The 22,549-nt window shown below is 45.5% G+C and carries 22 protein-coding genes, 1 other RNA gene and 2 pseudogenes; 5 read left to right on the top strand and 20 right to left on the bottom strand.

The genetic code is table 11. The features are described 5' to 3' along the window. Positions 1 to 148 precede the first annotated feature (148 nt). The 16 genes and pseudogenes from tsaD to tadA form a co-directional block, all read right to left on the bottom strand. Positions 149 to 1,204, bottom strand: coding sequence for a tRNA (adenosine(37)-N6)-threonylcarbamoyltransferase complex transferase subunit TsaD (tsaD, locus tag AYR61_RS09425; protein ID WP_054711439.1), 1,056 nt, complete (start codon positions 1,202 to 1,204; stop codon positions 149 to 151). Continuing rightward, entirely contained in the window at positions 1,194 to 1,664 is a 471-nt protein-coding gene (gene rimI / locus AYR61_RS09420; RefSeq protein WP_083215533.1) for a ribosomal protein S18-alanine N-acetyltransferase, read from the bottom strand. The genes tsaD and rimI (AYR61_RS09420) overlap by 11 nt, the downstream gene beginning before the upstream one ends. Further along, complete coding sequence (rimI, locus tag AYR61_RS09415) at positions 1,657 to 2,238, bottom strand: ribosomal protein S18-alanine N-acetyltransferase (RefSeq protein ID WP_056987563.1); 582 nt, start codon at positions 2,236 to 2,238, stop codon at positions 1,657 to 1,659. Before rimI (AYR61_RS09415) ends, rimI (AYR61_RS09420) begins: the two co-directional genes overlap by 8 nt. After that, the gene (gene tsaB, locus AYR61_RS09410; RefSeq protein ID WP_056987564.1) at positions 2,222 to 2,944 is read right to left on the bottom strand and encodes a tRNA (adenosine(37)-N6)-threonylcarbamoyltransferase complex dimerization subunit type 1 TsaB; all 723 of its coding nucleotides are present in this window, start codon (positions 2,942 to 2,944) and stop codon (positions 2,222 to 2,224) included. The genes rimI (AYR61_RS09415) and tsaB overlap by 17 nt, the downstream gene beginning before the upstream one ends. 277 nt (positions 2,945 to 3,221) lie before the next feature. Beyond that, on the bottom strand, positions 3,222 to 3,983 hold the full coding sequence (locus AYR61_RS09405; protein WP_065902753.1) for an acyl-[acyl-carrier-protein] thioesterase: 762 nt from the start codon (positions 3,981 to 3,983) through the stop codon (positions 3,222 to 3,224). 10 nt (positions 3,984 to 3,993) lie between these two features. Further along, positions 3,994 to 4,875: a 16S rRNA (cytidine(1402)-2'-O)-methyltransferase gene (gene rsmI / locus AYR61_RS09400; protein WP_054711444.1), complete on the bottom strand. Its 882-nt coding sequence runs from the start codon at positions 4,873 to 4,875 to the stop codon at positions 3,994 to 3,996. An 18-nt stretch (positions 4,876 to 4,893) separates the two neighbouring features. Further along, on the bottom strand, positions 4,894 to 5,235 hold the full coding sequence (locus tag AYR61_RS09395) for a DNA replication initiation control protein YabA (RefSeq protein ID WP_054711485.1): 342 nt from the start codon (positions 5,233 to 5,235) through the stop codon (positions 4,894 to 4,896). Positions 5,236 to 5,252: 17 nt separating this feature from the next. Then, complete coding sequence (gene holB, locus AYR61_RS09390; protein WP_083215532.1) at positions 5,253 to 6,266, bottom strand: DNA polymerase III subunit delta'; 1,014 nt, start codon at positions 6,264 to 6,266, stop codon at positions 5,253 to 5,255. A 12-nt stretch (positions 6,267 to 6,278) separates the two neighbouring features. Further along, a pseudogene (locus tag AYR61_RS09385) lies at positions 6,279 to 6,605 on the bottom strand (cyclic-di-AMP receptor). A gap of 17 nt (positions 6,606 to 6,622) precedes the next feature. After that, positions 6,623 to 7,258 (bottom strand): dTMP kinase, encoded by a 636-nt coding sequence (gene tmk / locus AYR61_RS09380; RefSeq protein WP_054711450.1) that lies wholly within the window; start codon positions 7,256 to 7,258, stop codon positions 6,623 to 6,625. Positions 7,259 to 7,954: 696 nt separating this feature from the next. Continuing rightward, the gene (locus AYR61_RS09375) at positions 7,955 to 8,197 is read right to left on the bottom strand and encodes a YaaL family protein (RefSeq protein ID WP_065902751.1); all 243 of its coding nucleotides are present in this window, start codon (positions 8,195 to 8,197) and stop codon (positions 7,955 to 7,957) included. 17 nt (positions 8,198 to 8,214) lie between these two features. After that, positions 8,215 to 8,814: a recombination mediator RecR gene (recR, locus tag AYR61_RS09370; protein ID WP_056987565.1), complete on the bottom strand. Its 600-nt coding sequence runs from the start codon at positions 8,812 to 8,814 to the stop codon at positions 8,215 to 8,217. A 31-nt stretch (positions 8,815 to 8,845) separates the two neighbouring features. Continuing rightward, positions 8,846 to 9,157: a YbaB/EbfC family nucleoid-associated protein gene (locus tag AYR61_RS09365; RefSeq protein ID WP_054711459.1), complete on the bottom strand. Its 312-nt coding sequence runs from the start codon at positions 9,155 to 9,157 to the stop codon at positions 8,846 to 8,848. 17 nt (positions 9,158 to 9,174) lie between these two features. After that, positions 9,175 to 10,956, bottom strand: coding sequence for a DNA polymerase III subunit gamma/tau (gene dnaX / locus AYR61_RS09360; RefSeq protein ID WP_065902749.1), 1,782 nt, complete (start codon positions 10,954 to 10,956; stop codon positions 9,175 to 9,177). 172 nt (positions 10,957 to 11,128) lie between these two features. Next, positions 11,129 to 11,228, bottom strand: an RNA gene (gene ffs / locus AYR61_RS09355) — signal recognition particle sRNA small type. A gap of 36 nt (positions 11,229 to 11,264) precedes the next feature. Then, positions 11,265 to 11,771 (bottom strand): tRNA adenosine(34) deaminase TadA, encoded by a 507-nt coding sequence (tadA, locus tag AYR61_RS09350; RefSeq protein WP_225356473.1) that lies wholly within the window; start codon positions 11,769 to 11,771, stop codon positions 11,265 to 11,267. Positions 11,772 to 11,979: 208 nt separating this feature from the next. Here tadA and nrdH point away from each other — a divergent pair, with 208 nt between their 5' ends. The 4 genes from nrdH (at position 11,980) to AYR61_RS09330 (ending at position 16,377) form a co-directional block, all read left to right on the top strand. Beyond that, complete coding sequence (nrdH, locus tag AYR61_RS09345; protein WP_054711467.1) at positions 11,980 to 12,210, top strand: glutaredoxin-like protein NrdH; 231 nt, start codon at positions 11,980 to 11,982, stop codon at positions 12,208 to 12,210. Between the two features lie 135 nt (positions 12,211 to 12,345). After that, on the top strand, positions 12,346 to 14,517 hold the full coding sequence (gene nrdE / locus AYR61_RS09340; protein ID WP_056987566.1) for a class 1b ribonucleoside-diphosphate reductase subunit alpha: 2,172 nt from the start codon (positions 12,346 to 12,348) through the stop codon (positions 14,515 to 14,517). Positions 14,518 to 14,542: 25 nt separating this feature from the next. Next, positions 14,543 to 15,499, top strand: coding sequence for a class 1b ribonucleoside-diphosphate reductase subunit beta (nrdF, locus tag AYR61_RS09335; RefSeq protein WP_054711469.1), 957 nt, complete (start codon positions 14,543 to 14,545; stop codon positions 15,497 to 15,499). 296 nt (positions 15,500 to 15,795) lie between these two features. After that, positions 15,796 to 16,377 (top strand): LOG family protein, encoded by a 582-nt coding sequence (locus AYR61_RS09330; protein WP_065902744.1) that lies wholly within the window; start codon positions 15,796 to 15,798, stop codon positions 16,375 to 16,377. 55 nt (positions 16,378 to 16,432) lie between these two features. On the opposite strand, the gene AYR61_RS09325 is transcribed toward AYR61_RS09330, so the two are convergent. The 3 genes from AYR61_RS09325 to AYR61_RS09315 form a co-directional block, all read right to left on the bottom strand. After that, positions 16,433 to 17,428: a D-2-hydroxyacid dehydrogenase gene (locus AYR61_RS09325; protein ID WP_054711476.1), complete on the bottom strand. Its 996-nt coding sequence runs from the start codon at positions 17,426 to 17,428 to the stop codon at positions 16,433 to 16,435. A 388-nt stretch (positions 17,429 to 17,816) separates the two neighbouring features. Further along, on the bottom strand, positions 17,817 to 18,686 hold the full coding sequence (locus tag AYR61_RS09320) for a DUF4811 domain-containing protein (protein ID WP_065902742.1): 870 nt from the start codon (positions 18,684 to 18,686) through the stop codon (positions 17,817 to 17,819). Positions 18,687 to 18,688: 2 nt separating this feature from the next. Next, positions 18,689 to 20,149 carry an MDR family MFS transporter gene (locus AYR61_RS09315; protein WP_065902740.1) on the bottom strand — a complete coding sequence of 487 codons (1,461 nt, stop codon included), beginning with the start codon at positions 20,147 to 20,149 and terminating at the stop codon, positions 18,689 to 18,691. A gap of 117 nt (positions 20,150 to 20,266) precedes the next feature. Here AYR61_RS09315 and AYR61_RS09310 point away from each other — a divergent pair, with 117 nt between their 5' ends. Beyond that, positions 20,267 to 20,827 carry a TetR/AcrR family transcriptional regulator gene (locus AYR61_RS09310; protein ID WP_054711482.1) on the top strand — a complete coding sequence of 187 codons (561 nt, stop codon included), beginning with the start codon at positions 20,267 to 20,269 and terminating at the stop codon, positions 20,825 to 20,827. 117 nt (positions 20,828 to 20,944) lie between these two features. On the opposite strand, the pseudogene tnpC reads toward AYR61_RS09310, so the two are convergent. Further along, positions 20,945 to 22,549 (bottom strand): annotated as a pseudogene (gene tnpC / locus AYR61_RS14920) (IS66 family transposase).

Here is a 22,549-nt window from a genome sequence, read left to right as displayed (position 1 = left end):
AAATATTGACGTTTGCCAGAAATCAAAGATAGCCTTTAAAAGTAGCGTTTCGGTACAGCTACCACCCCGCTACATCTCAATAGAATAATCAAAGCCAAAAAAGCCACCGCAATCCGCGATGGCCTTTTAATGTTCTGTTTATTTAAAATTATTCCGCCGTACTCATCCAATCAAACTCCAAACTAGGATCAGCATTCAAACTGGCATCGCCAAACTGCTGCTGGTTATAAAAGACATACCCAGCGGCCCCAACCATCGCCGCATTATCGCCGCATAACTTCAACGGCGCTAATAACAGTTCAGTATTGTCAAAGGCTTCCAATTCAGTCGTCAGCCGTTCACGTAAGCCGAGGTTGGCAGCAACACCGCCCGCCAAAATAAGTTGCTTAACAGGATAGTCCGCAAGCGCCCGGACGGTTTTATCCGCCAAAACGTCCACAACAGCCTGTTGAAAGCTAGCCGCGAGGTCTTCACGACTGAGCGTCTCGCCAAGTTGATCAGCATGGTGGGTCGTGTTCAGAAAGGCGCTCTTCAACCCGCTAAAACTAAAGTCAAACGAGTCGTCCTGATCCATGGCGCGAGGAAAGTTAAAGGTGTCCTTGCCCAAATGTGCGAGACGGTCAACTTCTTTGCCTGCTGGATAATTAATGCCTAACACCCGGCCAATTTTATCATAGGCCTCACCGGCAGCGTCATCGCGCGTCTCACCAATAATTTCAAACTTACCTGGTTCCGGCATATAGACCAATTCAGTATGGCCACCAGAAACGAGTAAGGCCAAGGCTGGAAACTCAATTGGTTTCACGAACCGGGCTGCGTAAATGTGCCCTGCCATATGGTTAACCGGAACTAATGGCAGGTGGTGTGCAAAGGCAACCGTTTTAGCGGCAGTTACACCAATTAACAACGCCCCGACCAGTCCTGGGCCATAGGTGACCGCAACAGCGTTAAGGTCATCATACCCAACCTGAGCTTCACTCAGCGCATCTTCAATACAGCTCGTGATCTGTTCGATATGGTGCCGACTGGCAACTTCTGGAACAACGCCACCAAATCGTTGGTGACTCTTGATCTGCGTTGCCACAATATTTGATAAAATATGGTCGCCATTTTCAATGACGGCCACACTTGTTTCATCACAACTGGATTCAAAAGATAAAATCAAATTTCGTTCCACGTGCTTCAGATCCTTTCTAATCAGCATTGATGACCAGTTTCATTAATAATGCGTCTTCTACTGGGTGGGTGTAATAGTGCGGTCGAATCCCAATCTGTTTAAATCCAAGCTTGGTGTACAAGCCCTGGGCTGGCACGTTCGACACTCGAACTTCCAAGAACACTTCAGTTTTTGGGGACAGCGTTGCTAAGAACGCTCGCATCATTTTAAAGGCAAGGCCGTGTCGTTGCATTTCCGGATGCATGGCCACACCTGTAATATCAACTTGGTCTAAGACTTTGATGGCGCCTACGAACCCAACGAGCTTACCATCATGATATGTCAATGCATACACGCGCTTTTCTGCACGTAATTCTTGTGCAAATACCGCCTGCGACCAGGCTTCATCCTTCGCGTAGGCCGCTTTAGCAACCGTTGCACATAGTTGGTCAAGGTGTGGCATCTGCCCCAACGCTGGTGCGGCCACGATCTGTGTTTGATTAGGCATCAGTTGACTCCGCTCCAGTCAGTAAGACCATGTCCACAGCATCTTCGTGGTCACCAAAGTAGTAGCCCTTTTTGATGCCCTTTTGTTCAAAGCCCATGTCCTGATACAACTGCTGAGCACGGGTATTGCTGCGACGGACTTCCAGCGAGACCTGTTTCAATTCGAGTTCCCGCGCTTTTTTGACCATAATTGCAATGAGATAGTGCCCGAGCCCCCGACTTTGAAAATCAGGAACCACCGCGATGTTCGTAATGTGGGCATCACTTTTGACCTCATTAAAGGTACAGCCAATAAAGGCCAGCAACCGATCGTGTCGGCGGACCACTAAGTACAACCGGTCCTGACTGCGCTTCAGTTCACTGGCAAACGCTGAGGAATCCCAAGGTGTTTTCCCACCATAGACAGCACGTTCAATACCCAACATTTCAGGAATATCTGTAAACTGCGCCTTCGCCAGAAAATAATCGACGTCCTGAATGGTGACCTCGTGGTTTTTAATATCTAAAATGTCTTGGTATTTCGCCTCTTGAACCTGAAAAAGCTGGCGAAACCACTCATTAAACTTTTTCAACATAGTCGCTACTATCCTCTTCTGGATGCTGTTTACGCCAATCTGCTTCTGCCTTTGTCAACCGAAGATACCGCGGGACAAACGCATTAACGTCGGCAACTGGTGTCATGGTCAACCCTAAACGCCCAAGTTGTTGGGCTTGTGGGATGCTCATGATTGCTGGTAATGTGATCAATTTTGATTTTAGCTGATCTGCCAGCCGGTCTTCAAAGTTTACCAAATCACCGAGGACGACAACGGACTCACCAGTGGCGACTAATTGTGGTACCCATTGGTCAAAACTGGTGTGTTGATCCGCAATAACTGGTTCCGGTACCCCATTTTTAATCCGGTACAACCCGGTAAACACGTTGTCGTTACGGCCGTCAAATAGCACCGTTACTAGTTGGCCCTCAGTTAAAATGTTGGCCGCAATCGCTGCAATGCTGGAGATGCCCACAAGCTCAATGTTTAAAGTTGCCGCCAGTGTTTTAGCCGTTGTAACAGCTGTCCGCAGACCCGTATAGGAACCGGGACCATCAGCGACCACAACCCGGTCCAGGTCCTCAGGGTCAAGGTGCACTGAGGTCATGAGCGATTCAATGATTGGTTGTAAATACGACGCATGTTTCGGGTGAACCGTCACTGTGGTCTGTGCCAACAGCTGATCGTCATCCATTAGCGCCACACTTAACGGTTGATTGGACGTATCCAATGCTAAAAGTTTCATAGTAAGTCGTTAAGTCCCTTCGTTTCTTGTAATTATCCAGCCACTATCATACCACCCAGGGTGGTGGGAAGCAAAAGTAGCGCGTGGAGGGAAGCGGTAGAGGGCGGATCCTAAGTAATTTTCGGCAGAAAATCCCAGTTGGGTATTGTGCCGGAAGTTGCTTAGGCATGAGCCCCCTGCTGAGACCGGCATGGTAACCAAGAACTCCTGCCCACACAAAAAAGGCCCAGACACCCCCGCACCAGTACCGGGGACTGCCAAAAGCCTCTAAAATCTTCTACTTCATAATCGGTTGCCAATGACACTCCGCTTCCGTAGCAACATCACCATTATCCAATAAGATATGGTGCTTCGTAACGATAGGATCATTACTATCCGTCACAAGTGCCGCCTCACTCTTAACATCGTGGTGATACTGAACCTCGTTTTCAAACCGAATATTCATGGACACCAACCGATGCCGGGTTAAAAAGCTCATTGGTAAGGCATCTATTAACCAGTCAAAATAGCGTGAATTATTGACGTGACCATTGCCATCGATGTCAAAATAACGCACCCGATAGTCTTTGACCATCAGCTGGTCAGCATCATCTAATCGTTTGGGCCGTCCAAGCCGTGGAATCATTTTAACTTGTTCCGTTTCAAATGGTGTGATCACTTCTTCGGGAATCGACACGATCTTTCTCGTGTGATGATTCATTGTGACCAAAATACTCTCAATATGAACGCATTCCTGCCCGGTCTCGTCGTGCACCCAAAACTCCCGAAACGCAAAGTAACGGTTATAACAAGTTGCGCGGGTCGTTAACTTAACCGTCTCATCGTTAGTGGGCATCCGCGTAATATCGATCTTATACTGCGTAACGACCCAGCCGATGCCAAGCTCGGTTACCATCTTCGCACCAACGCCGAGGGAGTTGGTCTGATCTTCTGAGGCTAAAATGATCATATTGATCAGCATTGCCGGTGTAACAGTGTTCGTGACGTCAGTTTCATAAAACGTCACACGGTGTGTTTCTGAAAATTCCTTAGCAGCCATCTGAATTCCTCTACTTCTTTTCGATATGGTGGTAAATTTGGTAAACGTCTTGTTTTTTTAGTTGTCTTAAGTGGGCAACCTGTTTAATCGCGTCATTGGGGCGCAGACCACTGTCAATCAGTTGATCCACGTGTTCTTCGATTGTCAGCTGACTAAAATCATCCGCTGGTGTTTCAATCTCCGGGTTAGGATTGCCGCTCACAATAATGACAAACTCACCACGAACCTGATCCGTTGTTGCCCAGGTCACCAGTTCGGCCAATGAACCGCGAATAAACTCTTCGTGCTTTTTTGTCAGCTCGCGGCAAAGCGCCGCCGGACGCTGTTCACCAAGTTCTGATGCAATATTGGTCAACGTCTTGGCTAGCCTGTGCGGCGCTTCATAGAAAATCAAGGTTTCTGGTCGGTTGACGAGTGCTGTGAGTTCATCGCGCTGTAATTTCGGCTTTCGGTCTAAGAAGCCATAAAAGTAAAACGGTTGCGGTGTGATGCCAGAGGCAATTAAGGCCGTCAATCCCGCATTGGCACCCGGTAACGGCACAACGGTCAATCCCGCTGCAACACACGCTTTAACCAGTTCTTGACCGGGATCACTGATTGACGGCATTCCCGCATCACTGACCTGCGCAATATCCTCTCCCGCCTGCAATTTAGCAATCAACTGCGGGATTCGCTCCTGCGTGTTATGTTCATGAAAACTAATTTGAGGGGTCTCGATCTCAAAGTGATTTAATAACTTTTGTGTGTTCCGCGTATCTTCGGCGGCAATCAACGCCACATTCTTTAATGTTGCAACACTTCGGTAGGTCATATCGCCCAGATTTCCGATTGGTGTGGGCACTAAAAACAATGTCCCCGTATCGCGTTTTTCAAAACTTAATTGTGACTGCAAAACCCCCAGTCTCCTTCCTTATCGCTCACCATAAATCACTTCAACGCAAAACGCACAGGGTTCATTATTTTCACGTCGCTTACCGTACTCGTAATTGCACACGTGAAACCCCTCCTCGTACAATTTTTCGAGGTTTTTACGTGATTTAGACAACTGCGGTTCCTTGCCATTATCGCTAAGCGTCTCCGCATCATGGGTCGATTTGATCAGATCGCGCAAGTGCTGATTTTCAATCTTTAACTCTGCGTTTTGTTCCAACGTTGCTGTAACCTTATCCTGCAGATCCGCGAATTTATTGGTCATTTGGGCCATTTCGGACTGCATGTTTTTTAAGTAATCATAGACATCCTGATTTTCCAAATTGGCACCTTCTTCTATCATTCGGCTAAACCATCCAGTACAGATAACGTAAGTGTCTCAATGATACTTTGAAAGTTCATATTCCCGTTTAACGCCTTCTTAGTGGCTAACGCTTCCGTCACAATGGCCAAGAGGTCACGTTGTGTGATCGACTGTGCCACCGTTTGCATGTCCGCTTGGCTGTCCGGAAATGGCTGCGGCAGATCAGTTTGCTGATACTTCACCATAAGCGTCGTTTGCCACAGAATAATAATCGCATCTAACACGATGCTCTGTCGTTCGCGGTCGGTTGCTAATGGCATTAACCCAGTCTGTACCGTCACAAACGCCGTGGCATCCCGCTTTGCTAACTGGGTGTACCAACGCGCTAATTCATGTTGCAAATGACCTAACCAGTCATCCGTGGTTAGAGCCTTAGCCTGTTCCAGGCTATTCGTCAGTTGACTGAGCAGTACCGTTTGTTTTCGGGAAATACCTTCCGCTGCCAATTCGGCTGCGAAGACATCCGCAGCAACTGGCGAGAATTCCACCAACTGAGTCCGCGAAATAATGGTTGGTAGGATCAGACTCTTATTCGTGGTGAGTAAAAAGATAACCCGGTTGGCAACCGGTTCTTCAATAAATTTCAACAGGCTGTTAGCGGCGTTGGTCGTCAGCGTATCAGCACCCTCAATAATGAAGATCTTCATGCTGCCTTCGACAGGGCTCTTTGCGAATTCGTCCTTAATGTAGCGCACTTGGTCAACTTTGATGCGTTGACCATCAGGTGACACCATGACAACGTCTGGGCTATCCCCCGCTAGAATACGCTGACACTCCGTACAAACACCACAGGGCGCACCATCAGGCTCCGGATGCTCACAGAACAGCGCCATTGCGACAGCCTGGGCTACCGCCTTTTTGCCGCAACCGGCGAGGCCGGCAAACAAGTACGCGTGGGTCAGCCGATTCTGCTGCACCAGATGCATAAAGTGCGCGTATAATTTTGGTTGTTTTTGCTGGGCTTCGTTAATTGTTGTTTCAGTAATCACAACGGCCCCCTATTAAAATTGATGAAATTGATCAACTGGCAACACAAACACGGTTGCCCCGCCGACCTGAACCTCAACTGGATAACCAGCTGTCGTATCTTCGGCGTCCAGATTAACTTACGGTGTCATAAATTGTTGCCGGGTTCGAGAGGTTTCATGGATGATATCGAGGACTTCCTGCACCCGATCATCGTCAATCCCGACCATGTAAGTGGTATTTCCGGCTTTTAAGAAATCGCCGCTCGTCGACAACCGAGTGGCACCAATGTTAGCTTTAATAAATTCATTTCGAAGCCGATTAGCATCCTTATCTTGCACAACTGCAATAATGAGTTTCATAGTTGTTCCTCCTATGGTTAGCGGTTCGCGATTGCCTGGTTGACCAAGTCGGTAGCGGTCTGAATAACGGTATTTAGGGGTTGCGTTGCATCCACGGTCGTGATTCGTTCTGGGTATGCATCCCGTAAACGAAGGTACCCCGCCCGAACCAGTTTGTGAAACGCTAGCGCCTCTTGATCAAGCCGATCAACATCATCTTGTCGATGGGCCTTGATTCGCGCAATCCCGACCTCTGATGGGACGTCAAAATACAAGGTCAAATCAGGCAACAGTCCATTTGTCGCAAACGTGTTCATGTCATAAACAGCCTGTTCACCGATTTGACGACCAGCGCCTTGATAGGCAACTGAACTATCAACGTAGCGGTCGCAGAGGACCACTTTCCCTTGTCGAAGCGCCGGCAAGATCGTCTCAGTTAAATGTTGACGTCGAGCTGCCGCATACAATAACGCTTCAGTTCGTGGATCCATTTCTGTATTTTCAGGATTTAAAATAATATCCCGAATGGCTTCAGAAATCTGGTTGCCGCCGGGTTCTCGTGTGACCAGCAGCTGATCGCCTAACTGTGCGCCTACGGTCTTGGTAACGGCCTCTAAAACGGTGGTTTTTCCAGCGCCATCAGGGCCTTCAAATGAAATAAATAATCCGGACAATGGTCTTAACTCCAATTTTTTGATTTAGATTTATTGTACTTGATTCGCGGGGGTTGTACAACTGGGAGAGTGTGGAAGGAAGCGTTTAGGGAGCGGAGTGTAAGGGACTCTGACAGAAATTTTTGGGCCTGAAATTTTTGTCAGAGTCCCTTACACAGGAGCTCCCTGCTTCCTGGAACACGTTTAGACGCCAAATTAGCAACGCCACTACGTTGACCGGGACTTTAGCAAAACTCAACCTAACGCGCAAGTGTGGATCCTGCTCAGCAAAATTACAACCCGTTCATTTCCAATACCACTCTACTAAAGCCTAAAGCCAGCGACAACTGATTAAAAAAGACCAAACAATAAGACTAACCCCCGAAATAACATGTCGGGGCTTGGTCTTACTATTGACTTGTGTATTGTAAACTACCTAACAATTTGTCTGTTGAGTCACCAGCGATTGAGCGGCGACGAGCATTACTGTTATATTGCCGAAACGCGTTTCTGCCAAGCAGAGGGATCCTGCGTATGCCAACTCTGGCTTTGAAGCCACAACCTGGATTCAACTCTTTTTGCCTCTGTGAATTCCTTGCTACAGTCTTTCTTGGCCTCCGTGCCGAAACGCGTTCCAGAAGGCAAGAGGCGGCCATGTAAGGGGCTTTGGCAAAAATCCCTTACATTCTGCCCCTTAACCGCCTTCTTCCACGCTCTCTAATAATCAAACACCGAAGACTGAATCCTCTGTCCATGCACCTTCCTCAGCCTTGCTTCCCGGTACAAAAACAGGTATTTCTGCCGAGCCAGGACCGTTTGTGCTGTAATCTCTTCATCCACATCCGAGACCGCTTCTTCGGTTTCCTTCGTGTGATCCCACTCTTGTTTTGCCAAATCAATCGATGATAACAGTTTGTTATCAAACTCTTGCCGAATTTTTTGCTTTCGTGACCCAAACATTGTGACACGTCCCTTCGTTACATTTCAGTACGCCCTTCAACCGCTTTGAACAGCGTCATTTCATCCGCGTACTCAATGTCGGTACCCACTGACAATCCATGTGCGAGTCGGGTCACTTTAATGCCTGCCGGCTTGATCAGCCGTGACAGATACATCGCAGTAGCTTCACCCTCTGGATTCGCGTTAGTGGCAATGATAATTTCCTTAACTGCCTCGTTCGTTTGGAGGCGTTTCAAGAGACTAGAAATGTTTAAGTCTTCCGGCCCCTTGCCTTCAATTGGTGATAATACCCCGTTAAGCACGTGGTATAACCCGTGGTACTCCTTCATTTTTTCCATCACCATGATGTCCTTGGCCTGTTCGACCACCAGGATCTGGCTCTGGTCACGCGTCTTATCCTGACAAATGTCGCAGGGATCAGATTCCGTGATGTTGCCGCAAATCGAGCAGAAATGAAGGTCCCGTTTGGCGGAGATCAACGACTTTGCAAACCGGGTGACGTCATCGCCATTCATATCAATGGTAAAAAATGCCAACCGGGTCGCCGTCTTTTGGCCAATGCCGGGAAGTTTCATATAACTATCGATCAGTTGGGCGATAGGTTCTGGATATTGCATGTTCTAACCTCGATTTAACTGCTTGTCTTACCTACTTTGGTAACCCGTTGCTGTACTTATCCAGCGTTTGCTTACCTTCAACATCGATCTGTCCCAACGCATCGTTAACGGCGGCAAGGACCAAGTCGCTTAACATGTCAGGGTCATCTGGATCGATAGCTTTAGGGTCAATGGTCATGTCAGTCATGACCCGCTTACCAGCAAAGGTAACCTTCACCATCTCGTCAGGAGAAACGCCGGTGAAGTCTTTGGCCTCCATGACCTTTTGTTCTTCTGCCAGTTGTTTTTCCATTTTCTTCATTTGTTTCATCATGTTATTCATGTTGCCCATACCACGCATCATTGTGTTAACCACCTTTATTAATCTTGTTTAACTTCTATTATATCGCTGATATCTTCACCGAAGACCTGTTGTGCCTCACTCACCATTTGGTCGTTTTCTGGCTGCTGGTCTTCTGATTGTGTTTCCTGTGTCTCAACAGCCGCTGACGAATCGTCCTCAGGCTCACCTTCTGGATGCACCTTGTGCTGTTTCAGATAATTCTTACGAATCGTCGGCCACTCACCAGTTGGGACAAAAACGATATCCGGCACGTGACCCGTTTCGCGGTCAAGTGCATTTTCAATATCGTCTTTAAATGAGTTGTCATCATCCGCCCGCTCGACAATAAAACTGTCATCGAAGGCAATCACCGCACCACGGTCACTTGCCGCAACGGGTTTTGCAATCTTCATCATGGCACGCTTTCGCGGACTATCAAAGTACTGAATCAACTCCGGCCAATTACTTTGCAAGTCCGATAAAGCGGTCCGGGTTGCTGAACCAAGGATCGGATAAATCTTTTCCAAATTAATATGGAACGTGCCCGCCCGGTGAGCCGGTTTAGATTGCGCCGGTGCTTGTGGCTGCACGGCAGCTGGTGCGGTTCCAGCTGGTTGCTGTTGAAGCGCTGAAACCGTCTGTTGGAGGCTTTGAACCTCGCGTTGCAACTGCGTGATGACGTCCTGGTCAGTTGGAGTTGCTGAAACGGCTGGTTGGCTGGCAACCGGCTGTTGACCTCTAATACCAGCTAATTTTACCGTGAGGACTTCCAAATAAACGTCCTCATGAGTCGTAAATCGCATCTGTTGTTGAATGTCATTCAGGGCATCGATCATATCGTATAACCGTTGCGGTGACAATTTCGTGGCTAAGGTCTTAAATTGATCATCGACCTGATCCAATTCGATCTCGGCAACTAATTCCGGCGATTGCTGGTATAGCAGCAAATCACGGGTCAAATTAACCAAATCTTCGGTAAACCGCTCAGGGTCCTTCCCATCAGCGAGGACATCCTGAATCGTAACGAGAGCCTGCTGCGTGTCATTATCGGCCACCTGATCCAAGTACTGCACCAGGAGTTTTTTTCGCACCGAACCAGTCACTAACAGCGCGTTGTCCAACGTCACGGTATCATCACCAAACGAAATGGCTTGGTCCAGGATACTAAGGGCATCCCGCATCCCACCTTCGGACGCTTTGGCAATGACTTTCAACGCTTCTTCATCGTAGGTCACATGTTTTTCATTCAAGATATAGGTCATTCGATCCAGACTATCCTTGGCCTGAATCTGTTTAAAATCAAACCGTTGTGTCCGAGAAATGATGGTTGCTGGAATCTTGTGCGGTTCAGTTGTTGCGAGCACAAAGATCACGTTTGCCGGTGGTTCCTCCAGCGTCTTCAGCAATGCATTAAAGGCCCCTGTTGACAGCATATGCACTTCATCAATAATGTAGATTTTAAATTCGGCTTCCGTCGGCGCGTACTTCACTTTATCACGAATGTCGCGAATTTCTTCAACCCCGTTGTTGGAAGCCGCATCGATTTCGATAACATCGTTAAGTGTCCCCTGCGTGATTGCTTTACAGATCTCACAGTCGTTGCAGGGCTCACCATCTTTTTGGTTCGGACAGTTAACAGCCTTCGCAAAAATTTTCGCCATGGACGTCTTACCAGTCCCACGGGGGCCGGCAAATAAATAAGCATGACTTGTTTGATGCGTTTTTATCGCGTTCTTTAACGTTTGGGTGATCAGCGACTGACCGATCACTTCGTCAAATCGCTGCGGCCGCCACACCCGGTATAAGGCTTGGTAACTCATGACTACATTCCCTCTTAGTTTTTTTCTTGAACTTTCATTATATAGTGTTTAGGGTAAAAATTCTACTCATGCGCGCAATCCATCCCAGACTTAATCGAAACATAATGGGCCCAAATTTGACGCGCATTGCAAGAAAAAGAGCCAGCCCAAATGGATGAGCCAGCTCTCGTTTAAGATCATATCAACTTGAAGCACAAAGCAGAGCAAACTTAGTGCTGCTTCCTTCCGGACCTGACACGATTCGTTAGTCCGCCCTTGCTTCAAGGCCTTACGGCAATTACTAGAATAACACAGATGTGAAATGAACGCTAGTCTTGATTTAACGCACGACGCGATTTTTCTTGTCGTTCCCGTTTGTGTCGCTTGCGCGTAGCCTTGAAAAATGTCTTGAGCTGCTGCCCTGCCTCATCCGCTAACACGCCCTCCTGAATCTCAACTTGATGATTCAACCGGTCGTCAGTCAGAATTTCATAGAGACTTTTCGTCCCGCCAGCCTTCGGATCACGGGCACCGAACACCACGCGATCGACTCGAGCATTAATGATGGCTCCGCTGCACATCACACAGGGTTCTAACGTGACGTAGAGCGTGCAGTCGATCAAGCGCCAACTATTTAACGCTGCGTTGGCTTCGCGAATGGCGATCATTTCTGCGTGGTCAGCCGCATCTTGACTGTGTTCGCGCAGATTGTGCCCGCGACCAATAATGACACCCTCATGCACCACAACAGCGCCAATCGGCACCTCACCAATCAAGGCTGCCTTGCGTGCTTCATCTAACGCTGCGTTCATATATGTTTCATCGTCAGCTCTCAATCCGTTACCTCCTTCTTACAAATTTGACCAGTGCTCCCGTTTTGACACACAAATATAATTTACTTACTAAAATTCAGTGAGCACGCCCTTTCGGCGAGACACAGGTCGTAAATGTACTAAATATGGTGTTGGAATAGTTGCTATTTTCTATATCTGGTGTAAACTCTAATTATTAACAAGCTACATAGCACATAGGAGTGTGATAGGAATGGCAAAAGTAACTGTATATTCACGAAACAACTGCATGCAATGCAAAATGACAAAGCGTTTTCTCACGGAACACCACGTTGACTTTGATGAAAGAAACATCAATGAGGAACCCCAATACATTGATTACCTGAAGGAAAACGGGTTTCAATCCTTACCCGTCGTTGAAGCCAACGGCGATCTTCAGTTTAGCGGATTCCAACCCGCTAAGCTCCAACAATTGGCCGTTTAGTTTCGATATAATTGAACCGCGTTTAGGTGACGATGCATACCAATGAATCGTCACTTTTCTATTCTTATCGACTCATGACGCTAACTAATCTATTTTACCGAACTAATCAACCAAAGAAAAGAGTGAGTTTACCAAATGTCCCTGAAAGATCTTACCGACGTGACCTACTACGACCTCAACAACGAGATCAATATCCCAGTCAATGGTCAAATTCCATTGAACAAGGATCAGGAAGCCTTAGACGCCTTCTTAACCCAAAATGTGAAGCCAAATACGAAACAATTCGAGACGCTCCGTGCCCGTTTCGATTATCTGATCGATAACGACTACATCGAGGCTGACTTTTTAAACCAGTATCCCTTTGATTTCGTAGAACAGTTGTACGCTTATTTAAAGTCGCAAAACTTCCACTTTAAGTCATTTATGGCAGCCTACAAGTTCTATGCGCAGTATGCATTGAAGTCAAATGACGGCGATTTATATCTGGAAAACTACATTGACCGGGTTGCAATGAACGCGCTGTACTTCGCAGACGGTGACCAAAAGCTGGCCATGGATCTTGCTGATGAAATGATTCACCAACGCTACCAACCAGCAACGCCCAGTTTTTTAAGTGCTGGTCGAAAGCAACGTGGGGAACTTGTTTCATGTTTCTTGATCCAGTCTACCGATGACATGAACACCATTGGTCGAACCATTAACTCCGCTCTTCAACTGTCTCGAATCGGCGGTGGTGTCGGTATCAACCTCTCAAACCTGCGTGGTGCGGGCGATCCTATCAAGCACGTTGAGGGCGCAGCAAGCGGTGTCGTCCCAGTGATGAAGTTGTTGGAGGACAGTTTCTCCTACTCTAACCAGTTGGGTCAACGTCAAGGTGCCGGTGTCGTTTATTTGAGCGTCTTTCACCCAGACATCGTCGCCTTTCTCTCTGCTAAGAAGGAAAACGCCGACGAAAAGATTCGGTTAAAGACGTTATCCCTTGGCATCACCGTACCAGATAAATTTTACGACCTCGTCCGAGACAACGAAGAGATGTACCTCTTTAGTCCCTACGATGTGGAACGCGAATACGGCAAGCCATTCTCCTATGTTGACATTACTGAAGAATACGACAACATGGTGGCGAACAAAAACATCCGCAAAAAGAAGATGATGGCACGGGAACTGGAAACTGAAATTGGGAAACTCCAACAGGAATCCGGCTACCCTTACATTATCAACATTGACACAGCTAACCGGGCCAACCCCATTGACGGTCGAATCGTCATGAGTAACCTGTGCTCAGAAATTTTGCAGGTTCAAACCCCGTCAACCGTAAACAATAAGCAAGAATACAGTACCATGGGGCGCGACATTTCATGTAACCTTGGCTCAACCAACATCGTTAACTTAATGGCAAGCCCTGACTTTGGCCACTCCGTTGAAACGATGGTCCGTGCTTTGACCTTCGTTACAGACCACTCAGACATTGATGTTGTCCCATCCATTCAACGTGGGAACCACCTGTCACACACGATTGGTCTGGGTGCCATGGGGCTGCACAGTTACTTTGCCAAGAACCACATGAACTACGGTGATGAAGATTCTCTGGAATTCACCAGCACCTACTTTATGCTGCTCAACTACTGGACACTGAAGGCGTCAAACGAAATTGCGAAGGAACGTCATGAATCCTTCTACAAATTCGACAAGAGCGCTTACGCTGACGGCACCTACTTTGACCAGTATTTAGACGGCAGCCAAGATTTCGAACCAAAATCTGACAAGGTCAAGGGACTTTTTGAAGGTATTTTTGTGCCGTCAAAGGCCGACTGGGAAGCCTTGAAACAGGCAATCATGACCGATGGCCTCTACCACCAAAACCGGATGGCAGTTGCACCGAACGGCTCAATCTCGTATATTAATGATACAACCGCTAGTTTACATCCCATCATTAACCGGGTCGAAGAACGTCAAGAAAAGAAGATCGGAAATATTTATTACCCAGCACCATACCTGTCAAACGACACCATGCCCTACTACAAATCAGCCTACGATACCGATATGCGTAAGGTGATCGACGTCTACGCCGCTGCGCAAAAGCACGTCGACCAAGGCATGAGTTTGACGCTGTTCATGCGTTCAACGATTCCAGCTGGTTTATATGAATGGAAGGATGGCCGAACCGATAAGATGACCACGCGTGATCTGAGTATTTTACGGAACTATGCCTACAAGAAAGGCATCAAGTCCATTTACTACGTTCGGACCTTCACCGACGATGATAATGAGATCGGTGCAAACCAGTGTGAAAGTTGTGTTATTTAGTCAACTATACAAAGGAGGTCCCACTATGACTGAGCAGTACCATGCAATAAACTGGAATGCCATCGATGACCAGATCGACAAGGCAACCTGGGAAAAATTAACCGAACAATTTTGGTTGGACACGCGGATCCCGCTGTCTAACGATTTAGATGACTGGCGGGAACTTGACGATAAGCACCGTTGGGTCGTCGGTCACGTGTTTGGCGGGCTCACCTTGCTGGACACCCTGCAGTCCCAAGATGGAATGGCTTCCTTACGAAAGGATACGCGGACGCAACATGAAATGGCTGTTTTAAACAATATCCAGTTCATGGAATCCATTCATGCCAAGAGTTACTCATCCATTTTCTCAACGTTAAATACGCCGGATGAAATCGATGAGATCTTTGACTGGAGTGATTCGGAGGAATTCCTGCAAAACAAGGCGATCCGTATTCGTGATCTCTACCACGATGATGATCATCCGCTCAAGAAGAAGATTGCGAACGTGTTCTTGGAAACTTTCTTGTTCTATTCCGGTTTCTTTACCCCACTCTACTATCTGGGTCACAATAAGCTGCCAAACGTCGCTGAGATCATTAAATTAATTTTGCGTGACGAATCTGTTCACGGCACCTACATTGGCTATAAATTCCAGTTAGGGTACAACCAAATGGGCGAAAATGAACAGCAGGAAATCAAAGATTGGATGTATAATTTCTTGTACGAACTGTACGAGAACGAAGAAAAATACACCCACCTCGTGTACGACCAAGTCGGCTGGACGGATGAAGTGTTGACCTTTATCCGCTACAATGCCAACAAGGCTTTGATGAACCTTGGGCAAGACCCCCTCTTCCCAGATACAGCTGAAGATGTCAATCCAATCGTCATGAACGGGATCTCAACTTCAACGGCTAACCACGACTTCTTCTCACAGGTTGGGAACGGGTATCTGTTGGGGAATGTTGAAGCAATGAATGATTCTGATTATGATATTTAAATGAGCGTTCAAAAAAGAACTTGAGGAAATCCTCGAGTTCTTTTTTATCATTGAATGTAAGCGTTTAAAATACCGTTATCAGCTTTGATTGCTGCTAAAGGTCTCATCAGCCGTCTATGAAGTTAAAGACGGTCTACCGCCTGTTTTAAGAAATCAACGGCCTTTTAGTTAACGCTTCAAAAGTAACCTTAAGATCAATCACATCACCTTGCATTCTGTTTGTGATAAACGTAAGCTATTGAAAACAGGGCGCATTGAAGTTTCAATTGAGGCCCTCACTATTTGGAGGCTTGCACATGACAGCATCTGGTAAAAATATTGGCGTTTTTTGCGGCTCAAATCACGGGCTAAACGCGCACTTCACTGACGCAGCCCAAGTCGTTGGAACATACATCGCGGACCACGGCGACACACTGGTCTATGGTGGCGGCAGTAAAGGACTCATGGGGACAGTGGCCGCAGCGGCCGCTGAACGCAACGGAAAGATTATTGGTGTCATGCCCCGCTTTTTGATTCAGCGCGGGATCAGCGACCAAAATATTTCTGAATTTATCGAAACAAAAACCATGGATGAGCGGAAAACGAAAATGATGCAACTCTGTGATGCGTTCATTGTATTGCCTGGCGGGTTCGGTACTCTAGAAGAGTTTAACTCGATACTGTCTTGGAGCCAGATGGATCTGCATCAAGCCCCCATTGTACTCTACAATGTTGATCATTTTTTCGATCCCATGGTGGCGATGTTGGAAAATAGCTATGATGCCGGGTTTGCGCCAGCGGAGAATCGACAGCTGTATCTGAGTTCTGACTCACTGGCAGAAATTGTGACGTTCTTCGACCAATTTGCGCACACGTTGCCGAACAAATATACAAATTAATTTAAAAACGGTCGCCCGATAGATTCTCGGTGACCGTTTTTTAGACGTTTTTTAATTATTCTACCTGAAACTCTGCCCGGTTTTGACGACCGAACTCCAGCAGGCTATTCAGAGACCCATTCACCATATTCGTCACTGCCACGTCCGTGTGGAAGGCCATGTGTGGAGACAACAGAACGTTAGGTAGTTTCCCAAGTGCAATCAACTGCGGATCGGTTAATTTTTCGGTGGTGTTGTACTGCTGCATCGCAGCTGTTTCATTTTCAAATGCATCCAGTGCCGCACCCGCAATCTCATGATTAGCTAACGCGGTCTGCAGTGCGTCCAGATCGATCAAAGCACCCCGAGCCGTATTCACAATAATAGCGGTTGGTTTCATGAGCTTCAGTGTCTCGGCATTGATGAGGTGATAATTACTCTTCACCGCTGGGACATGCAGCGTAATGATGTCGGCAGTTTTAAAAATAGCCTCAGGATTTGAGACATATGTCACGCCATCATGCTCCCCCGCTTCAATCATCGGATCATATGCCATTAGCGTTGCACCAAATGCCTGATAAATGACCATTGCGTGCCGTCCAATTCGGCCGGTGCCAATGACACCAACAGTTTGCTTACGCAGCTCACGACCCATAAAATCAGGTGACCAGTGGAAGTCACCAGCTAACTGTTGCTGCGCAATGTATTTCGTCCGTCGTAACAGATTCAATACCTGGGTGACGGAAAATTCAGCAATGGCATATGGTGAATAAGCGGGAACGTTGCTGATCTTGATGCCATAGTCACTGGCTGCTTGCCGATCAAGGTTGTCTACACCAACGTTTCGTAAAGCCAGGAAAGTAATCTGCATGGCCGCCATTTTTTTGAAGAGTTCACGCGGATACGGGATCGTCTGTAGGGCTGAAATGCCTGTGGACCCCTCAGCTTTTTGCACCGTGTCGACTGTCAGGAAGTCTTCAGTCATTGCCAGCTCAACATCTGGATGATTGGCCTGCCAATCTTTGATAAACGCAATCTCATCGGGACGAACATTGTATACATAAATTTTCATGGGTGTGGCTTCCTTTCAGCACAACGCAACGGTTGTTTTACGTGCAATAGTGATATGATCTCACCTTTAATTTTATCTAATTATTGCTGGTATCGTGCTGATTTCGACTTATTCTTAGTCAATGTTAATTTTATCAATCGTCCTCACATTATTCTGGGTTTAAACTGCTTTAACATTGAAACTATATTCTAACAAAATGAAATCACTTTCTAAGTGAATTCACCATTTCATAAATTAAGGTATTTATAGATTGGTATTATCACCCTGTAGCATATTGACAACCTAATATTGTGAGCTTTTCGTTATCTATATTAAACCCAACCACAAAATAGACCAGCAGTGACCTTTCCTTGGAACAATAAAAATGATGGCACTTATCGCTCAAAGATCATGAGCCCAGCTCCTGCTTTAACGACTTAATCAACAATTGCTTACCATATGCTTTACCCTGCTGCTTAATTTCCGGCAAGTCGTTATTTTTAACCTGCTTCATTGTTTTAACTTTTAATTCTGACGTGACTTTTTCCGTGATAATACGCTTTTCCTGGTTATAGGAAGCTTGATTGGTTAATAAAGATGGATTGGTTTCAATAGCCTGCTTTAACTGTGATGCAACCAGCTCTGGGGCCTGCATTTTCACCGCCTGCATAACCTTTTTTTGAACTTCGGTTTTGATATATGCATTTACTTTAACCTTCACTTTTGATTGTTCCCGTTTAATCATTTCTGGTAACAACTTCGCTTGTTTTACTTCCACAACTAACCAGTTTTGGGGAATTTCAAAAGTATAAGTTGAAGACTGTCGTCGATTCGTAGTACTCCCTAAGAAAAGAATATGGCACAACTTGTTTTTGTATTCATATCGGCGAGTTTGAGTCATGAGTTTGGCTGATTTTTCCTTTTTATTAGAATCCACAACCTTAATATGAAAATGGGATTGGCTCGTTTTCTTTAGTGTGCCATACACACTTGGTTTAAACAGATAAATACGCTCACTCATGTTTTGAGTAGTTCCAAGTTGCTTATAAACAATCATTGGAATCGGACTAGCATAACTACTATCTAACTCAACTTTTGTCGTATCAGTTTTTAAATGCATGCCTAAATTATCATTATCATTTTTATAGATTAGCCAAAGCGACCCACAGACTGCAATTAAGCTGATTAATGCTAATCCCCCATAATATTTATTCTTAAAAAGCATGATTGTGCTGAAACAGAATAGTACAATCATTATTAAGAGAAACAAAATAATCATGATCACCCCTCCTTAACGGAATTATCGTTAGGTAAAAACAGCACCAAAGCAACGCCCACCACGCAGAAAAATACGCAAAACAAAAATGCCAGATGATACCCTTTTAGTTCGGCAGTTTCAGCAAGGCGCTTGTATAACAAAGGTGTTCTTGTAAGCACATGTTTTACAGGCATGTTGGATTTAGTTTCGTTTGTTAAAATACTCATCAATACAGCTGTACCAATCGAACCAGCAACCTGCCGGAAAGTATTATTAATACTTGTGCCGTGACTCATCTTATCGATAGTCAGAGAGTTCATACCAGCTGTCGTAATTGGCATTAAAACCAACCCAATACCAATCATTCGCACTGCGTAAATAGCCATAATATAAATGAGCGATGAAGAACTATCTAACTTTGTCATTGATAATCCACCCAAGATAATTAAAATAAAGCCTGCTAATCCCATTCCTTTTGCACCGACCTTATCAAATGTTCGGCCAGAAATCATTGACGTTATAGCGACAGCAATGGCGCCAGGAAATAGTAGTAGCCCAGCATGGAAAGCTGACTCCCCTCTGATAGTTTGAATATACAAAGTGAACACCATTTCAATACCGACCATGGCAATATAGTTAATGGCGACAATAATGGTGGTCAATAAGAATCGACCCGACTTTAAAATCGACAAGTCTAAAACTGGTTTGTCTAGTTTAAATTGACGCCACCCAAATAGATAAATCAAAATAAGACTAATAACGAGATAGACGTAAAATTTTGAATTCTCCCAACCCCAGGTAGCAACTTCCGTAAAAGCATAAAGTAACAAACCAAATCCAGCAGAAGATTCAATGATCGACACGATATCCAGGCTGGGATGCGTGTTCTCCAAAACATCTCTAACTGAAAAAAGTGCCAAAAGGAAAACTACTATTGCAATTGGTAAAACTGATAAAAATAACATTCTCCAAGAATAATGAAGCAATAGCCATCCTGAAAGCGTAGGACCCACAGCAGGTGCAAGTGCGACAATCAAACCATTCAATCCCATTGCCATGCCACGTTCATTTACTGGGTATATCGTTAGAAGCGTTGTTTGAACAAGTGGCGCCGTAATTCCGGTTCCAATCGCTGCAACAAGGCGTCCAATTAGCAGCACTGTAAAATTAGTGGCCACAGCGCTCAAAGATAAACCAACAATGAATAGTGCCATCGCCGAAAGGTAAAGGACTTTTGTTGATACACGATTCATTAAAAAGGCACTTATCGGCACCATGATTCCCATAACCAGCATTGTTCCATTCGTTAACCATTCAACAGTATCTGCCGAAACGTTAAAATCATTCATTAAACTTGGAAATGCATTGATCAACATTGTGACTGTCATAAAAGTCGTAAAACTACCTAGTAATAACGACAAAACGAGCAACATGCGATTATATTTTCTACCATGTACATCAAGTAATTCATTTGATCGATTCATTATATTCCTCCTAAACTACATAATGTAGTTTTTAAATCCAATATGCAGTTTACTACAACTTATTGTAATTGTAAATTATCATCTCTAGGAATATAATTGTGTTGAGGTGAACCAATAATGACACGACGCGATATCAACATGACAGCAATCACAGAAACCGCAATAAACATTGGTAATAAAGATGGACTTGATAGCCTTACGATGCCGAAAATAGCACGGTCTTTGGGAATCAAGTCACAGTCCCTATACAATCATGTTAATAATTTAGGTGAGATACGAATAGCAATGAGTATTTCACTTTTTAAATCCCTGAAGCAAGAATTATTAGAGGGCATGCTAGGTTTATCCGGACGAGACGCAATTAATATGTACTTTAAAGTCTTTCATCAATTTTGTATGGATCATCTTCACTTGAATCGACTGCTTTTTTTACCGGCTCAAGACCAATCTGCTGACTTAACTGCAGCATTCCAAGATGTTATTCAAATTCTAATTCGATTGTTACAAGATATACTTCCTGATGAGACAACAATCGACCTGTATACAAAGACTTTAATGTCAGTGTTTGTGGGCTTCACAATGAACGAAACCAATAATGCATTTAAGACTAATCCCAACCATCAAGACACTAATCTTAGCGAGATGGTGGATTTAATTTTCAAAACAGTAGAACCATAAAACTGCATTTTTATCGGTAAGCAGTAGATAACTGACCGTATTGAATACTGCGATTTCATCACAAATATAAAAAGAAGCCTGGTATGTCTCGTTCTTTGAGACATACCAGGCTTCTTACTATGATGCGTTCTTGTCTTCGTTCTTATCAGGAATTAGTACTCCAGCTTGCGCTCTTTTGACTGCCTCAAGATCGGATTCTTTGAAATTCCATGGTAAATAAGCTGCTAACTGTTCCTTTTTTGGGAAAGTTGGTAGTTGCGCAACTCCGAGTAGAATATATTCGATATATTTCGTCGGATCAATGTGATTGGCCTTGGCACTCTCGACAATTGTCATCCAAATTGCTGTTGATCTAGCACCTTCTGGGCTAGTACTGAACAGCCAGTTCTTTCGACCAATCACTAAACTCTTCATCGTTCGTTCAGCGGTGTTGTTGCTCCAGTCCATGGTTCCATCGTTCACGATTCGGCTCAGATACATGCGTTGATCAGCCGCGTAAGTCACGGCTTTACCTAGTCGGGACTTAGCTAGCCCGTCATAGTGATCGACCCACTGCCAGAACTGTTTTAAAAGCGGTCTTATTTTACTACGCCGACGTCGCTGGCGTACTCGTGGAGAAAAGTGTTGCCAGGTCTTTTCGAGTCGAAACATGCTGTTGATCAATCGCAAGGGTGTTTCAACGTACTGTTTATCGGCATCAAACGCATCTTTGAACTTTCGCCGGACGTGCGCCCAACAGCCGACGCGCTTGATTGCCTGATCACCAAGCAGATTATAGCCCGCATATCCGTCGCATTGTAACACGCCTTGATACGTGCTATAGAGTTGTTTCTGCGCGAATGAACCAGCTCTGGTCTGGCTATAAGCATAGTACACAATCCGATTGGTTAGCTTCAAAGGGATGGTCGCGACCCACATGTAAGATCTTGACTTTGCTGCCCGACCAGGCTCGTTAATAACTTGGATTGGTGTTTCATCACCTTGAAGGTGATGACGGGCAATTAATTCTCGGTGGATCAGACCATACAATGGTTCTATCAGTTGGCTAGTTTTGATGATCTAATTAGCTAAGGTCCCCTCTGAAACATTAAAGCCGCCCTGTTTAAGGGCTCTTTGTTGTCGATACAAGGGCAGATCTAACAGAAACTTGTCACTGATCACATGCGCTGCCAGCGATGCTGACAATGGACTATGGGCTAATAAACCATGCGGCGCCTGGCTCTGAAACATATAAGTAAGGCCAGTTTGTCTTTCACATTCACTGCAGGTGCCAGTTTCTATGTAGATTCTTTTAACGTACAGGCGTCCCGGTTCGTAACAGACTTCTTGGCGGACAAATTTTTTGCCGACGATGAGCCAGTCAGAGTGTCCGTGAGGACACTGACTGGCATCGAATGGAATTAAAACGTCCTGAACCGGCAGGTCAGGACTGATTGTTTGTTTGCGTGTCTTCTTTTTCGACCTGATCTTGGTTATTACTTGGTAGGTCTCTTCGCTTTGGTTCCCAGTTTGCTCTGGTTCGGTAAAAACACCACTTTGTCCGAATAATGACAATTGATCAGAATTAATTCTTTCAGAGCTTTGGCCATAGATCTTTTTGGTTAAAAATGCCACCTGTTCTTCCAGAAGTAGAATCGTCTGTTTTAGTTCGTGCACTTCTTGTTTTAGCTCAGTGTTCTGTCGAATTAGTTCGGCTTCAATATTTTTTACGTGCTTAGCCAT

The sequence above is a fragment of the Secundilactobacillus paracollinoides genome (assembly GCF_001702155.1).
In the GTDB taxonomy this organism is placed as follows: Bacteria; Bacillota; Bacilli; order Lactobacillales; family Lactobacillaceae; genus Secundilactobacillus; species Secundilactobacillus paracollinoides.
Note: the sequence above shows the minus strand (reverse complement) of the source record. Positions and strands in the feature narration are given on the sequence as shown.

What these genes read in the sequence shown, in the direction of transcription:
- tsaD (WP_054711439.1), bottom strand. Translation starts at nt 1,204, where the DNA reads ATGCTGATTAGAAAGGATCTGAAGCACGTGGAACGAAATTTGATTTTA.
- rimI (WP_083215533.1), bottom strand. Translation starts at nt 1,664, where the DNA reads ATGCCTAATCAAACACAGATCGTGGCCGCACCAGCGTTGGGGCAGATG.
- rimI (WP_056987563.1), bottom strand. Translation starts at nt 2,238, where the DNA reads ATGTTGAAAAAGTTTAATGAGTGGTTTCGCCAGCTTTTTCAGGTTCAA.
- tsaB (WP_056987564.1), bottom strand. Translation starts at nt 2,944, where the DNA reads ATGAAACTTTTAGCATTGGATACGTCCAATCAACCGTTAAGTGTGGCG.
- AYR61_RS09405 (WP_065902753.1), bottom strand. Translation starts at nt 3,983, where the DNA reads ATGGCTGCTAAGGAATTTTCAGAAACACACCGTGTGACGTTTTATGAA.
- AYR61_RS09375 (WP_065902751.1), bottom strand. Translation starts at nt 8,197, where the DNA reads ATGTTTGGGTCACGAAAGCAAAAAATTCGGCAAGAGTTTGATAACAAA.
- recR (WP_056987565.1), bottom strand. Translation starts at nt 8,814, where the DNA reads ATGCAATATCCAGAACCTATCGCCCAACTGATCGATAGTTATATGAAA.
- AYR61_RS09365 (WP_054711459.1), bottom strand. Translation starts at nt 9,157, where the DNA reads ATGATGCGTGGTATGGGCAACATGAATAACATGATGAAACAAATGAAG.
- dnaX (WP_065902749.1), bottom strand. Translation starts at nt 10,956, where the DNA reads ATGAGTTACCAAGCCTTATACCGGGTGTGGCGGCCGCAGCGATTTGAC.
- nrdH (WP_054711467.1), top strand. Translation starts at nt 11,980, where the DNA reads ATGGCAAAAGTAACTGTATATTCACGAAACAACTGCATGCAATGCAAA.
- nrdE (WP_056987566.1), top strand. Translation starts at nt 12,346, where the DNA reads ATGTCCCTGAAAGATCTTACCGACGTGACCTACTACGACCTCAACAAC.
- nrdF (WP_054711469.1), top strand. Translation starts at nt 14,543, where the DNA reads ATGACTGAGCAGTACCATGCAATAAACTGGAATGCCATCGATGACCAG.
- AYR61_RS09330 (WP_065902744.1), top strand. Translation starts at nt 15,796, where the DNA reads ATGACAGCATCTGGTAAAAATATTGGCGTTTTTTGCGGCTCAAATCAC.
- AYR61_RS09325 (WP_054711476.1), bottom strand. Translation starts at nt 17,428, where the DNA reads ATGAAAATTTATGTATACAATGTTCGTCCCGATGAGATTGCGTTTATC.
- AYR61_RS09320 (WP_065902742.1), bottom strand. Translation starts at nt 18,686, where the DNA reads ATGATTATTTTGTTTCTCTTAATAATGATTGTACTATTCTGTTTCAGC.
- AYR61_RS09315 (WP_065902740.1), bottom strand. Translation starts at nt 20,149, where the DNA reads ATGAATCGATCAAATGAATTACTTGATGTACATGGTAGAAAATATAAT.
- AYR61_RS09310 (WP_054711482.1), top strand. Translation starts at nt 20,267, where the DNA reads ATGACACGACGCGATATCAACATGACAGCAATCACAGAAACCGCAATA.